Raw genomic sequence first — 13442 nt, forward strand, 5'->3', positions numbered from 1 at the left:
TCCTGCTCATCATGCTGCCCGTGGCCGGGATGACGGGTGCCGCCACCCTCTACCAGAGCTCGCAGCGGACGCCGGGTGAAATCGTCACCTACGAACTGGGAAGCACCCAGGCCAGGTTCAGCGTCCTGCCCGTTCCCAGCGCGGACTCCCTCCAGGACCCGCTCAATGACGGTGTGGTCGCCTCCAGCACCGGCCGGTTCGATCCTGAATTCCGGCGGACCGACCCGCTTGACGCCATTCCCGCGGGCTACGATGTGCTGCCGCAACGCCTGCTCCAGCTGACCACCGGCGTGGGGGAAGCACTTGTTTCGCTGCAGGGCCGCGAAGTGGATGCCCTCAATCCGGCCTTCACCGGAAAGTTCAGCCTCCTGGCGGGCCGGGCCCCGCGCGACGGCACGGAGGTGCTGGCGTCGCCCGGGCTGATGACGCGCTTCCACCTCACTTTCGGACAGGAATTTACGACGTCGGCAGGCACCTTCGTGCCGGTGGGCACCATTCGCGATGCCGGCCTCCCGGACGGCACCAGTTTCCTGTACCTGCAGGCAGGACAGGTACCCTCTGACCTTGCCAGGGGACCGCAGACCCGCCAGTCCGTGTCCTACTACCTGGTGGGTCCGGAGCCGGTCACCTGGCCGCAGGTCATGGAAGCCAACAGTAAAGGCGTGGGCGTGCTGTCCCGCAGCGTGGTGCTGGACCCGCCGTCCCGGGAGGAACGGACCGTTGCCGGTTCCGTGCCCCGGGATGATTCCACGGAAGCGGTGGCCGTCTACGCCGGCTTCGGCCTGATCGGCGCCCTGGCGCTGCTGGAGGTGGGCCTGCTGGCCGGTGCTGCCTTCGCCGTGGGCGCCAGGCAGCAGGTGCGTGAGCTGGCACTGCTGGCATCCTCGGGTGCGGAAGGCCCCGCCATCCGCGCTGTTGTCACCGCGGGTGGACTCTGGCTGGGCGGCGTTGCCGTTGCCGCCGGAGCCGCGGTGGGGCTGGGAGCCGCTGCCGTCGTCGTCCACGTGGTCCGGTTGCACGGCTCGGCACGGCTGGCAGGGCTGCATCCGGATTTCCTGCTGACACTCGCCGCCATGGCCATGGGGCTGGCATCCTGCACCATCGCGGCGATGGTACCTGCCCGCCAGGTTTCCCGTCAGGCGGTGCTGGGTGCCCTCAAAGCCGGCCGGGCACCCTCCGCGAAGCCGCGGCGGGCACCCTGGCCGGCGCCGGGGTGCTGGTACTCGCTGCCGGGCTGTTGGTGGCGGGCTGGCTGTTGGGACGGTCCACCAACGATCCGGACCGGCTGGCGGAGCAACTGCCGCTGGTGGTCACGGTGCTCATCCTCGGCGCCGTGCTGGCGGTTGTTGCCCTGGTGCTGCTGACCGGCTGGCTGGTCCTCCGCCTGACCTCCCGCATCCAGTGGATGCCGCTGTCACTCCGGATGGCGGCCCGTGATTCGGCCCGGAACCGCGGGCGCAGCGTTCCCGCTGTGGCCGCGGTACTCGCCGCCGCCACCCTGGCAAGCGCCGCCCTGGTGCTCTCCGCCAGCCAGCAGGCAGGGATGCGGGAATCACATTACTGGGGCGCCCTGGAAAACCAGGCGTACCTGCCGCTGGTGGTGGACCCGCCGGCGTCGGCCGATGGCAGCAGGAAGCCGGCCGTCCGGGTGGATGTCCCTAAGCTCTCCTCTGCGGTGGCAGATGCCCTTGGCACCGTCGAATCGACGCACGTGATCACGGCGCCGGAGGGCCTGCGCAACTGCCCCGAGGGCCCGGCTGATCCCGGACTGCCGGCGCGCACGGATACGTCAAACTGCCTGCTGTTTTCGCTTGCCAGGCCGCAGGCAAATGAATGCCCTAGGACTCCCAAGGGAAGGGTGTTGGACCCGGGCGACTGGCGGTGCCGCGGTTCCATGGTCAGCGAACAACCGTCCGGCCGGGCCATCCTGGTGGGCGGCGGCGAGGAGATCCGGGCGGCGCTGGGCCGCAGCGCCACCGCCGAGGCAACGGCGGTGCTGGACGCCGGCGGGATGGTGGTGACCAACCCGGTGTTCGTCAGTGATGGAAGGGTACTGCTCGAGGGAAAGGACGTACGGACCCAAGAGCCGGCATCCTCGGGGCCGGGCACCGTCCCCTCAACCGTCAGGAGCGACTCCCTTGCCGCGGCAGTGCTTGAACCGGCTGTCCCGGTGCCCTACTACGGCGTTGTCTCGCCGGAAACCGCCGAACGCCTGGACCTCCGCGCGGCCCCGGCCGGACTGCTCGTGCAGCTCTCTGCCTACCCCTCCGAGGCTGAGGCAGATGCGGCCTCCGCTGCGGCCGCCGCCGTCTACGGGCAGCCGGGCATGACTTTCCAGGCGGAACCGGGCGTTTCGCAGGTAAGCCAGTGGATCACCTGGTCCATCGTGGCCGCGGCTGCGCTGATCACCTTCAGCGCGGCGGGCATTACGACAGGACTCTCCATGGCTGATGCCCGGAAGGACCATGCGGTCCTCGCCGGCGTCGGGGCCTCGCCAAGGCTGCGCAAGGCCCTTGCCGGGTCGCAGGGACTGTTCACCAGCGGCGTTGGAGCCGTTCTGGGGACGCTGGCAGGAACGGTGCCCGCGGTCCTGCTGGTCCTTTCCACGGACATGCGGACAGCCCTCGAGGTTCCCTGGCTGCACCTGTCCGCGCTGCTGGTGGCAGTGCCCTTGACGGCGGCAGCGCTCGCCTGGGCCTTCACCCGGTCCGGGCTGCCCCTGTCCAGGCGCAGCCTGGCGGAGGGGCATTAGGTCAAAGTATTGGGTCTTTTGATCACCGGGATCAGGCCTACCGTAGGTGCACGAGCCGCCCGCCCGGGCGGTGGAACTTACGGAGGAACTTCATGACGACCCATGTTGCCGACTGCAGTGTCACCCGTTGTTCATTCAACGACCATGAAGGCTGCACCGCCCATGCCATCACCGTGGGGGAAGCCAGGACCACGCATCCTGCGCCACGTTCATCGAGACCGGCATCCACGGCGGCCTGCCCAAGGTCCTCGCCGACGTGGGAGCCTGCCAGCGGGCCGAGTGCGTCCACAATGACCACCTGATGTGCAACGCCCCGGAGGTGCACGTCGGGCCGGGAGCCGACAACGCTGACTGCCTCACCTACGCCCACGCCTGACCGTCCCTGCCGCCATGCGAAGGGCGAAGGCTCCCGTCCGGAATCCGGACGGGAGCCTTCGCTTTGCCGCAGCCCGCCGTCGTACGTCCGTCACCGCTCATTCAGCGCCGGACTGCCGCCGCTCGCCGCACAGGCCGGCGCCGCGCCGCCGTCGGACCCTTTTGGCAGGATCGGCGTTGGTAGGGTGCCCAGTAGCAAACGAGGGAAAACTCTCAAGGAGGAGACATGGCCGGAATGCCTGACCAGCGGAACAACGGATCCCGGGCGGAGGGCGGGTTGGCGACTGACCCGAATCTTCCCCCGCCCGCTGTGGACGAGGCACGGCTCGACGCCGAAGACCGGAGGTGGACGCCAGGCAAGATCGCGCTCTGGGCAGCAATCGCCCTCCTCGGCGGGGTGGCCTGGTTCATGCTGGCGATCGTCCGCGGGGAAACCGTCAATGCCATCTGGTTCGTCTTTGCCTCCGTCTGCACCTACCTCATCGGGTACCGCTTCTACTCGAAGGTGATCGAGCGCTACATCACCAAGCCTGACGACCGGCGCGCCACCCCTGCCGAATACAAGGCAGACGGCAAGGACTACGTCCGCACCGACCGCAACGTCCTGTTCGGCCACCACTTCGCCGCCATTGCCGGCGCCGGCCCGCTGGTGGGGCCGGTCATCGCGGCGCAGATGGGCTACCTGCCCGGCACCATCTGGATCATCCTCGGCGTCGTCCTTGCCGGGGCCGTCCAGGACTACCTGGTCATGTTCTTCTCCATGCGCCGCGGCGGCCGGTCGCTGGGCCAGATGGCCCGCGAGGAACTTGGCGTCATCGGCGGCACGGCCGCCCTCATCGCCACCCTGCTCATCATGGTGATCATCGTGGCCATCCTGGCGCTCGTCGTCGTTAATGCCCTGGGCGAAAGCCCGTGGGGCGTGTTCTCGGTGGGCATGACCATCCCCATCGCCCTGTTCATGGGTGTCTACCTCCGTTACCTGCGCCCCGGCAAGGTCATGGAGGTCTCGATCATCGGCTTCGTCCTCCTGATGGCGGCCATCATCGGCGGCGGCCTGGTGGCGCAGACCCAATGGGGCGCCACCGTGTTCCACCTGGACAAGGTCACCATCGCCTGGGGCCTGATCGTTTACGGCTTCATTGCTGCGATCCTGCCCGTATGGCTGCTCCTGGCTCCGCGCGACTACCTCTCCACCTTCATGAAGATCGGCGTGATCGTGATGCTCGCGCTGGCGATCATCGTGGTCCGGCCCGAAATCACCGTCCCGGCCTTCAGCGAATTCGCCGGCCGCGAGAACGGGCCCGTGTTCTCCGGCGCACTGTTCCCCTTCCTGTTCGTGACCATCGCCTGTGGTGCGCTGTCCGGTTTCCACGCCCTGATCTCGTCCGGCACCACCCCCAAACTGGTGGAGAAGGAACGGCAGACCCGGTACATCGGCTACGGCGGCATGCTGATGGAATCCTTCGTGGCCATCATGGCGCTGGTAGCAGCCATCTCGATCGACCGCGGCCTCTACTTCGCCATGAATGCCCCCACGGCGCTGACGGGCGGCACCGTGGAAACGGCAGCCACCTGGGTCAACGGCCTGGGCCTGAGCGGCGTCAACATCACCCCCGGCCTGCTCAGCGAAACCGCCGCCAACGTTGGGGAGCAGAGCATCGTCTCCCGCACCGGCGGCGCACCCACGCTGGCCGTCGGGCTGGCGCACATCATGCAGCAGTTCATCGGCGGGACGGCCATGATGGCGTTCTGGTACCACTTCGCCATCATGTTCGAGGCGCTCTTCATCCTCACCGCCGTGGATGCCGGCACCCGCGTTGCACGTTTCATGCTGCAGGACTCGATCGGCAACTTCGTCCCCAAGTTCAAGGAAGCCTCCTGGCGGCCCGGGGCCTGGCTCTGCACGGCCATCATGGTGGCTGCCTGGGGTGCCGTGCTGCTGATGGGCGTGACCGATCCGCTGGGCGGCATCAACACCCTGTTCCCGCTGTTCGGCATCGCCAACCAGCTCCTGGCCGCCATCGCGCTGGCTGTATGCCTGGCCATCGTCGCCAAGCGCGGCACCTTCAAGTACCTGTGGATCGTTGCCCTGCCGCTGGCCTTCGCCGCCGTGGTCACCATCACCGCCAGCTACCTGAAGATCTTCTCGCCCGTCCCTGCCGTGGGGTACTTCGCGAACAACGCCGCCTTCAGCAAGGCGCTGGCGGACGGCAAGACCGAGTTCGGTACCGCCAAGACCGGGGCCGCCATGGAAGCTGTGGTCCGCAACACGGCCATCCAGGGCTGGCTGTCCGTGATCTTCGTGGTGCTGAGCATCATCGTGATTGCCACGGCGGTGCTGGCCACGGTCAAGGCATTCCGTGACAGGGCGGCCGGCACTGCCACCACGGACAACGAGGACCCGGCGGTTCCCTCGCGCGTCTTCGCCCCCGCCGGACTGGTGCCGACGACGGCCGAACGTGAGTTGGCAGCCGAGTGGGACAGGGTGCCCGCAGACGCACGGCTTGAACGGGCCAGGCACTGATGGGCACCGGTGTGGCTTTGGTGGCCAATGGCTTCCGCGGGTTCGCCCGCTACCTGGGCGGCGTCATGGGCGCGGACGCCTACACCAAGTACCTCGAGCACCACAGGGCAGCCGGGCACCAGGAGGAGCCCCTCAGCGAACGCGAGTTTTGGCGGGACCGTACGGACCGCCAGGACAACAACCCGCAGGGCAGGTGCTGCTGATTGGGCCTGCTGATTGAGCCGGCAGCGGACAAGCCCGCCACAGGCGTTCACGGGTGGACTCCGGGCGGATGGGCCGTGAGAGTATGAACGCATGAGCGATCCCAACGACACTCAGGCAGCTGAGGACCTCCCGGTAGAAGGCACTCCCGTTGACGACACCCAGGACCCCGTGCAGATTCCGTCCGCCGCGGACGGCAAGCCCAGGGGCAGCAGCCTGCAGGATCTGGTGGACGAGCCTGCCAAGGTGATGCGGATCGGCACCATGATCCGCCAGCTTCTCGAAGAGGTGAAGTCCGCGCCGCTTGACGACGCTGCGCGGGGCCGGCTGGCCGCCATCCACGCCCGCTCCATCAAGGAGCTGGAGGACGGGCTTGCGCCGGAGCTGGTGGCAGAACTGGACAGGATCAACCTGCCCTTCTCGGACGACGCCACGCCCTCCGACGCCGAGCTCCGGATCGCCCAGGCGCAGTTGGTGGGTTGGCTTGAGGGCTTGTTCCACGGGATCCAGACCGCCATCGCGGCGCAGAACGCCGCCCGCGAACACGCCGCCGCGCAGCTGCAGCTGCGTCAGCTGCCGCCAGGCACCATGATTGCGCCCGGCGTCGTCATCGGCGAAAACGGCGAGCCGCAGCGCGCCCCGGCCGGAGCACGGCCGGGGGCGCAGGCACGGCCCAACCAGCGTGACGAACCGGACCACGGTCCCGGGCAGTACCTGTAGGCTCCGCTTGGGCTTTTTCAGCGCCGCACGGCAGGGGCGCAAGGATGATGTTGAACTGGGCAAGGGGTTGTGGCGCCGCGCGCACGACCGCTTCCAGCGGGGACTTGACCGCTTCCACCAGGTGCTCGAAGGGGTGGAGGACGACCAGCTGTACGGGGAACTGGTGGATATCGCCAACGAACTGGCCGGCCTCCTGCAGCGTGTCCGGACGGTATGCATGGAAGCGCAGCGGCGTGCGCCCAGTGACGGCCTGGACATCCCGGCCGGCCTTGCGGACGTCCACAGGTCCCTCTCCAAGGCGGGCAATTCGCTGGCGACCACGGCTGAGGCGGCGGCAATGCTGCGGCTCGCCGTGGGGCCGGTACCGGTTGGTGCGGTGTCGGTCCGGCGCCGGGCTGAGGCGGTGTTCCAGCAGGTGAACGACGCCGAGAGGCAGCTTCGCGGGGAGTAGCTGGACCGGTGCCGCGCAAATATTCCCGGTTTGGGACGTAAATATCGCGGTTACGCGTGTGGCTGACATTGAACCAAACGGGAGCCTGAAGCGGGGGACGTTTGGCAGGATGAAGAAATGACTTCTTCACCTACCTTGACTTTCAACGACGGAAACACGATCCCCCAGCTCGGCTATGGTGTGTGGCAGGTTGAGGACGGCGTGGCTGAAAAGGTTGTCCGCCAGGCCTTCGAAGCCGGCTTCCGGCACATCGACACGGCGAAGATCTACGGCAACGAGGCAGGCGTTGGCCGTGCAATCGCCGGCTCCGGCCTGTCACCGGAACAGATCTTCATCACCACCAAGCTGTGGAACGCGGATCAGGGGTACGAATCCACCCTCGCCGCCTTCGAGGAATCCATGGACCGGCTTGGCCTCGAAACGCTGGACCTCTACCTGATCCACTGGATGCAGCCCAAGCAGGACAAATACGTGGACACGTGGAAGGCGCTGATCGAACTCCAGAAGCGCGGCCGGGTCAAGTCCATCGGTGTCTCCAACTTCACCGCCGAGGGCCTGCAGCGCCTGATCGATGAAACTGGAGTGGTTCCGGCCATCCACCAGATCGAACTGCACCCCTACTTCAGCCAGCGTGAACTGCGGGAATTTGGAGCAGAAAAAGGCATCCTGACCCAGGCATGGTCCCCGTTGGGCCAGGGCGGGGAACTGCTGCAGGACCCTGTTGTTGCGTCGATCGCTGCCAAGCACCAGGCGACTCCCGCCCAGGTGGTCATTGCGTGGCACCTGGCCATCGGCAACGTGGTCATCCCCAAGTCCGTGACTGAGTCCCGCATCAAGGAGAACTTCGCGGCACTCGAGGTTTCCCTGGACGCCGGGGACGTTGAAGCCATCAACAACCTGGACCGCACCGCCGGCGGCGAGGGCCGCATCGGACCCGATCCCGCGGTCTCCGACTTCGCGTAACCCGCGACCGGCGGTGCCGGCCCAACCGGCCGGGGACCTCCGCCGAACCAACGTCAGCCCGTGCTGCCGGCAACCGCCAGGCAGCGCGGGCTGACGGCTTTAATGCGAGGCTGGCGCCCGTAACCGGCGTGGCTGTCCTGCCTGGTTTGCACCCTGGTTGGCGGAGCTGGGCCCCGGCTGGCCTGGGCAGTGGACCGCGGGGTTTTTGGCTGAACCGGTCAGGCGGCGATTCGGACGTGCTCCACGGTGACGGCGTCCACCACGGCCCAGCTGTCTTCGCCGTGGCAGTGCCGGGAGGCGAAGCGCTCGGCCTCTTCGAGGGTGTCAAAATACTCGGAGCGGGCCCGGCCGCAGTCGGCGTCGAAGTACGTTACGTGAAATTCCTGTACGGCTTGGTTTTCCATAAATCCAGTGTGCAACCGGGGTCTGACATTCACCGGAAGCAGCGCCGCGTGTTGTTGGGATTTGCCAACCCGGCTGAAGCCAGGCCGCGCACCTGGCGGGCTAAAGGGCCCGTGGATCCGGGACTGCGGCGCCGGTGGCCCGCACCTTCAGCACGAGTGCGGCCACGGACAGCATTGCAAGCCCGCTCCATGTGAGGGTTCCGCTCCATATCTCGGGCGGGAAGCTGAGCGCCCGGTCGTGAAGCGCCACAGTAGCGAAATAGGGGGCCCAGAAGACGACAGGTGAGAGGCCTGCCGCGGTTAGGAGCCGCGCGGGACTGTCCGGGACCGGCCGCGCCACCGCCCACACCACTCCTACCAGGAGTGAACCGGCCAGGGCAGCCGGCAACAGCCAGGCATCCCGCAGGGCCACCATGATCTGCAGGGCTGCGGAGGGGACCAGCACCATCGCCGCCGGCACCAGGGCCGGCAGCCGCCACCGCAGCGACAGCAACAGGATGGGAACGAAGAGCACGAACGTCGAGACCAGGAATGTCGCCAAGGAGACCATGATGCTCGACGACGTTGGACCCGTCACCGCCGGCTGGGTCCCGGCGGGGCCGGAGTACGTCTGGATGAGGCCATGGCGGGAGAAGACCGCAAACTCCTGCAGGATGAAAGCTGCAACCATGCCGGCGAGCATCGCGCTCACGAACGCCGGCACCTGCCGGCCCCATGGCCGGGCAGGTGAGTGCCACGCTGCCGAGAAAGGTGCACCAAGAATGAGGAAGCCGCCGGTAGCCAGACCCAGGTGGGACGGGCTGAACAGGGCGCTGATGTTCTGCTCAATGCCGAACACCGAATGCCAGGCGAAGTCGCCCAGCCCGGAAGCAAGGAAGAGGAGTACGCCGGCGGCGGCTGCCCCATAGCCGGCAGGGACTGCTTCCCGCCACCTCGTCCCCGGGGCGTGCCGGCGCCAGGTCAAAGCGCCGATCCAGAGGGCGCAGGCGGCGAAGCCTGAGTAGAGGATCGCGTGCCACGGTGTGAAGAACGTCTCCAGGCCGCGGAGGTTGTTGTGCGCCCAGCCGTCAACGTAGGTCCCCGTGAGGAGCCAGACGCCGGCCGCGAGGGTGACGGCGTCTTCCACGGCCGTGGTGGGACGGTGAACCGATACCGGCGGGATCGCAAAGGCGTGTGCTGCTGCGGCGTCCATAGCTCCACAGTAGGTCCCGCCGATGCCCGGGGCGAGAGGGCATGCCAAGTAGTTGGCGCCCCTCAGGTGCTGGCCAGGCGGAGTACGCGTTCCTGTGCCAGCATGGCCGTGCGGCTGGCTTTGTCGGCCGCCCGGACCGCCTGTTTCGCTTCTGCGGTGGTGGCGGCGAGCCGCTTCCGGGAACGGTCCAGGCTTTCCTCGGCGGCCTTGAGCCGGTTTCGAAGCTCAGCCGTTTCCTGCTGCAGTAACGCGATTTCCGCACGTGTCTGCTCCTCCCGGTCCTGCAGCTCGCCCGCGAGCCGGGAGGCCTCCTCTTCAGCGGCCTGGGCCTCGGCCAGCGCGGCCCTGGCCCTTTCCAGGGCCGACGGCGAGGCCGGCCGGGGAGTCTGCCGCACTGCCTCAAGCCGGGGCTTGGCGGGCTTTGGCTGGGTGTGGTGCTCCGCCGTCGTGCGTGTCTTTGCCGCTGTTGCCTTTGGCCCCGCTGCCTGCGCCTCCGTTTTCGTCTTTGGAGCCGGGGGAGCACTTGCGCGGGCGGTGGCCGGCGCGGCCGGGAGCAGCCCGGGGAGGGCCACTGCCCCGTCCAGGTCGACGTCGTTGATGCCGTCGGCTGACAGGACTTTCAGCAGCCGGCCGCTGCCCACCGCAGCCGCCGCACGCTCGTCTGCCGTCAGTGCCCGCAGGGTCTCCTCAACGTCGGCGGCCATCGCGTCGCTGATGGAGCGGCCCTGCTCCTGGGCCACAGACCGGGCAGCGTCGACGGCGTCAGCCAGCATGGTGCGGCGCTCCCGGCCCAGTTCGCGCAGGGCGGGCGCATCCAGCGAGTTCTGCGCTGCCCGCATGCGCTCGCCAAGTCCGCGAAGCGCGGCCAGCACGTCCGGCCGGTGCCGTGCCAGCATGTTGAGCGCCCACGCGGCGACGGATGGTTTCGGCAGGGCGCGGACCGCTGCCCCCAGTTCCTTGTCCTGCCGCCCGGCGTCCTTCGCAGCGGCGGTCCTGGCCGCTATGAAGTCGTCCAGCGTCCCGCCGTACAGCCTGTCCGCAATGTCCGCCAGGGCTTCGTCTTCCATGCCGCCATCTTAGGTGCCGTGCTCCCGCCGGCGTCCGGTCCCGGCGGGCGCCGGACGCCGGCCGCCCTGCCAGTGGCCTCGGCACTCTGTTACTCATCGGCCCGGAGGGGTAAGTTGCACGAATGGACGATTCATACCAGGTCATCGTGGTTGGCGGCGGATTCGCCGGAAAGACGGCGGCTGAGGAGTTGGGCCGCAAGGGCGTCCGGGTGCTGTTGCTCGATGCCAACAATTACCAGCAGTTCCAGCCGCTCCTGTACCAGGTGGCTGCATCCCAGATTGGCGTCTCGGCGGTCACCCGGCCGCTCAGGTCGGAGTTCCGCAAGGTCAACAATGTCCGCGTCCTCACCGCGGAGGTGACGTCTATCGATGCGGCCAACCGCACCGTCACCACCGCAGACGGCTCCAGCTACCGGGCCAGGATCCTGGTCATCGCCACCGGGGCCGTACCGAACTTCTTCAACACCCCGGGCGCCGAAGAGCACGCCTACCCGCTGTACTCGGTGGCGGACGCAACGCGCCTGAGCGCCGCGATCACTGCTGTTTTGGACGAAGCTGACCGCGAGCCCGGGGCGGAAGCCGACGTGGTCGTGGTGGGCGGGGGTCCCACTGGTGTGGAAACTGCAGGCGCCTTGGCGGAGAACGTCAAATACATCGTGCCCAAATACTTCTCGCCGGGGCTGGCTGCCCGGTGCCATGTCCACCTGGTGGATATGGTTCCGAACGTCCTCGCCGCGTTCTCCGAAAAGTCGCAGGCGTATGCGCGGGACCGCCTGACCAAGCTGGGCGTACAGCTGCACATGGGCCAGCCTGTTGGTGAGGTCCGCCCGGACGGCGTGACCCTCAAGGACGGCACCGTTATTCCCGGCCGGGTGGTGGTGTGGGCCGGTGGCCTCCAGGCCGGCCGGATCATTACCGGTTCCGGCCTGAAACAGGGCAAGGGCGGCAGGGTGGACGTGCAGGCCGATCTGACAGTCCCTGATTTTGACGGCGTGTACGTGCTGGGGGACTCCGCCAACATCACCGATGCCACTGGAAACAAACTGCCGCAGCTCGGGTCGGTTGCGCAGCAATCAGGCAAGTGGGCGGCCCGCAATATCTATGCAGACCTTACCGGCGGTGTGCGCCAGCCTTTCCGGTACTGGGACAAGGGGTATATGGCCATGGTGGGACGCGGCGCAGCGGTCGCGGAGCTGGGGCGCCGCCGCCTGCAACTGCAGGGCCCACTGGCGTTCGTGTCCTGGCTGGCGGTCCACCTGGCCCTGCTGCCCGGATTCCAGCAGAAAGTCAGGGCGCTGTTCTCCTGGGCCAACGGCTACGTCACCCACAGCCCGGCCCAGGTGGTGGTGGGCAGGCCGGATTAGTTCCCGGCGAAACCCGGAAGGTGGCGCCCGCCATCGCGCATCGACGGGGTCCTGCGTTCGCTAACGTATGGATCAGCACCTACCCGGCCGGCGGAGCTCCGGAGGCATGCTCAGGGCAGATGGGTGAAGGAGATTCCTGCTGCCAGCAGCTTGTCCACCGCCTGCTTCACGCCTTCCGCCGTTCCGCCGCTGGGGTGGTTTCCATGGCAGATGACCACGTCTCCGGCCCGGGCCTTTCCCACTTCTTTGGCGACGACGGCGGCGGGATAGGTGGCGCCGCCGTCGCCATTGATGCTGAAGCCTGCCGGCTTCACGCCCAAGGTATTCAGGATGTCCACGGCGATGTCATCCATGTACGCGGTGCCCGGGCGGAAGTACCGGGGACGCTTGCCGGTGATGCCGGCCAGGACGCCGTCGTTGGGTACGACCTCGTCATAGACTTCCCCCGCGTTCCTGGTGCCCGGGATGCCGTAGGCCGTGTTGCCGGCGGTGGACAACGGCTTATGGGACGTCCCGTGGTTGGCGATCTCAAAGAGCGGATCCGCTGCCAGCTGACGGGCCGTGGCCGGGTTGGCTGTGATCCACCGCGAATTCAGGAACAGCGTTGCCGGGACGTGCCGTTGGCGCAGGGTATCAATCAGCACCTGATCGTAACCGCTGCCGCCGGGACCGCCGCAAAAGTCGAAGGTGAGGGCGATGCCCTGTGATCCGGGCGGCAGCCGCGTCAGGACGCCGGGTGCCTCCAGGCCCCAGTAGTGGGCCTGGCGCTTCGCATAGGTGTCGATGATCTGTGCCCGGGCGGGCACGGTGCCTGCAGGCGTCCTGGATGCCGGCCCGTCGCCGTCGGAGCCGGTATGCGACAGCGGCGCGGAGCCGTCCGCCGGACCGTTGGCGGTGTCCGCGGACGTGTCCTGTGCCGCGGAAGGGTGCCCTGGTTGCGGCTGCAGGTCGGGCACGGCGGCCGACAACGTCAGCACGGCTGCCAGGAGGATGGTCCTGCGGGCGGGTCCTTTCCCGTCCTGGTTCATGTGCCGGGGTGCGTGCTGGTTCACCCCTGGGATCCCCCCAACGCCGCGAAGTGGGCGCTTGTCCTGCCCCGCCGGGCCGGGCCTCCGGGGGTGTACGGCAGGAGGTGGCCGAAGCTGCTTGCATGTGCCGCGGCGCGCGGAACAGCAGCCTGGAAGCGGGTGGTCATGTGGGGAGGATACCTTGGCTTTCTTGCCGTTCCCTGAACCTCGCACTGCACCCGGGGTGGCGGGCGTAATAAAGTGCGGATCCGGGCCCGGCGGTGGCAGCTCAGCGTCCCGGTTCGGGGCAGGCCGTTCCTAAGTTCCCTTCCCTGGGCGGCCCGGACAGGAGCGGTTGTCGGGGCGGCCCTGAAGGTAGCTGACCAGGTTCGGCGGCCGGTAGGGGACGCCGGAGCGCCCCC

General features: G+C 68.0%; 11 protein-coding genes and 1 pseudogene. 8 read left to right on the forward strand and 4 right to left on the reverse strand.

Annotation, left to right across the window (positions count from 1 at the left end; genetic code table 11):
- Nucleotides 1-1213: 1213 nt before the first annotated feature.
- From OUO20_RS00275 to OUO20_RS00305, 7 genes and pseudogenes are all read left to right on the forward strand, one after another.
- Entirely contained in the window at nt 1214-2752 is a 1539-nt protein-coding gene (locus OUO20_RS00275) for a hypothetical protein (protein WP_268002601.1), read from the forward strand.
- A 92-nt stretch (nt 2753-2844) separates the two neighbouring features.
- A pseudogene (locus OUO20_RS00280) lies at nt 2845-3128 on the forward strand (DUF1540 domain-containing protein).
- Between the two features lie 225 nt (nt 3129-3353).
- Nucleotides 3354-5651: a carbon starvation CstA family protein gene (locus tag OUO20_RS00285; RefSeq protein WP_018771211.1), complete on the forward strand. Its 2298-nt coding sequence runs from the start codon at nt 3354-3356 to the stop codon at nt 5649-5651.
- Nucleotides 5651-5854, forward strand: a complete 204-nt coding sequence (locus OUO20_RS00290) for a YbdD/YjiX family protein (RefSeq protein WP_018771210.1) — start codon at nt 5651-5653, stop codon at nt 5852-5854. The genes OUO20_RS00285 and OUO20_RS00290 overlap by 1 nt, the downstream gene beginning before the upstream one ends.
- Nucleotides 5855-5945: 91 nt before the next feature.
- A complete protein-coding gene (locus OUO20_RS00295) occupies nt 5946-6572 on the forward strand; it encodes a bacterial proteasome activator family protein (protein WP_018771209.1) in 627 nt (208 codons plus the stop codon).
- A gap of 7 nt (nt 6573-6579) precedes the next feature.
- Nucleotides 6580-7023, forward strand: coding sequence for a hypothetical protein (locus OUO20_RS00300; RefSeq protein ID WP_018771208.1), 444 nt, complete (start codon nt 6580-6582; stop codon nt 7021-7023).
- Between the two features lie 117 nt (nt 7024-7140).
- A complete protein-coding gene (locus OUO20_RS00305; RefSeq protein WP_026266063.1) occupies nt 7141-7986 on the forward strand; it encodes an aldo/keto reductase in 846 nt (281 codons plus the stop codon).
- 218 nt (nt 7987-8204) lie between these two features.
- Here the strand turns inward: OUO20_RS00305 and OUO20_RS00310 are convergent, their stop codons facing one another.
- The 3 genes from OUO20_RS00310 to OUO20_RS00320 all read right to left on the reverse strand — a co-directional run bounded on the left by OUO20_RS00310 (nt 8205) and on the right by OUO20_RS00320 (nt 10649).
- Nucleotides 8205-8390 (reverse strand): hypothetical protein, encoded by a 186-nt coding sequence (locus OUO20_RS00310; RefSeq protein WP_018771206.1) that lies wholly within the window; start codon nt 8388-8390, stop codon nt 8205-8207.
- Between the two features lie 100 nt (nt 8391-8490).
- On the reverse strand, nt 8491-9582 hold the full coding sequence (locus tag OUO20_RS00315; protein ID WP_268002602.1) for a hypothetical protein: 1092 nt from the start codon (nt 9580-9582) through the stop codon (nt 8491-8493).
- Nucleotides 9583-9644: 62 nt separating this feature from the next.
- Nucleotides 9645-10649 (reverse strand): hypothetical protein, encoded by a 1005-nt coding sequence (locus OUO20_RS00320; RefSeq protein WP_268002603.1) that lies wholly within the window; start codon nt 10647-10649, stop codon nt 9645-9647.
- Nucleotides 10650-10771: 122 nt separating this feature from the next.
- On the opposite strand from OUO20_RS00320, the gene OUO20_RS00325 reads away from it, so the two are divergent.
- Nucleotides 10772-12013, forward strand: coding sequence for an NAD(P)/FAD-dependent oxidoreductase (locus OUO20_RS00325; protein ID WP_018771203.1), 1242 nt, complete (start codon nt 10772-10774; stop codon nt 12011-12013).
- Nucleotides 12014-12123: 110 nt separating this feature from the next.
- Here the strand turns inward: OUO20_RS00325 and OUO20_RS00330 are convergent, their stop codons facing one another.
- On the reverse strand, nt 12124-13065 hold the full coding sequence (locus tag OUO20_RS00330; protein WP_224084279.1) for a polysaccharide deacetylase family protein: 942 nt from the start codon (nt 13063-13065) through the stop codon (nt 12124-12126).
- Nucleotides 13066-13442: the final 377 nt, after the last annotated feature.

Source organism: Arthrobacter sp. FX8 (assembly GCF_026723805.1).
Taxonomy (GTDB): Bacteria; Actinomycetota; Actinomycetes; order Actinomycetales; family Micrococcaceae; genus Arthrobacter.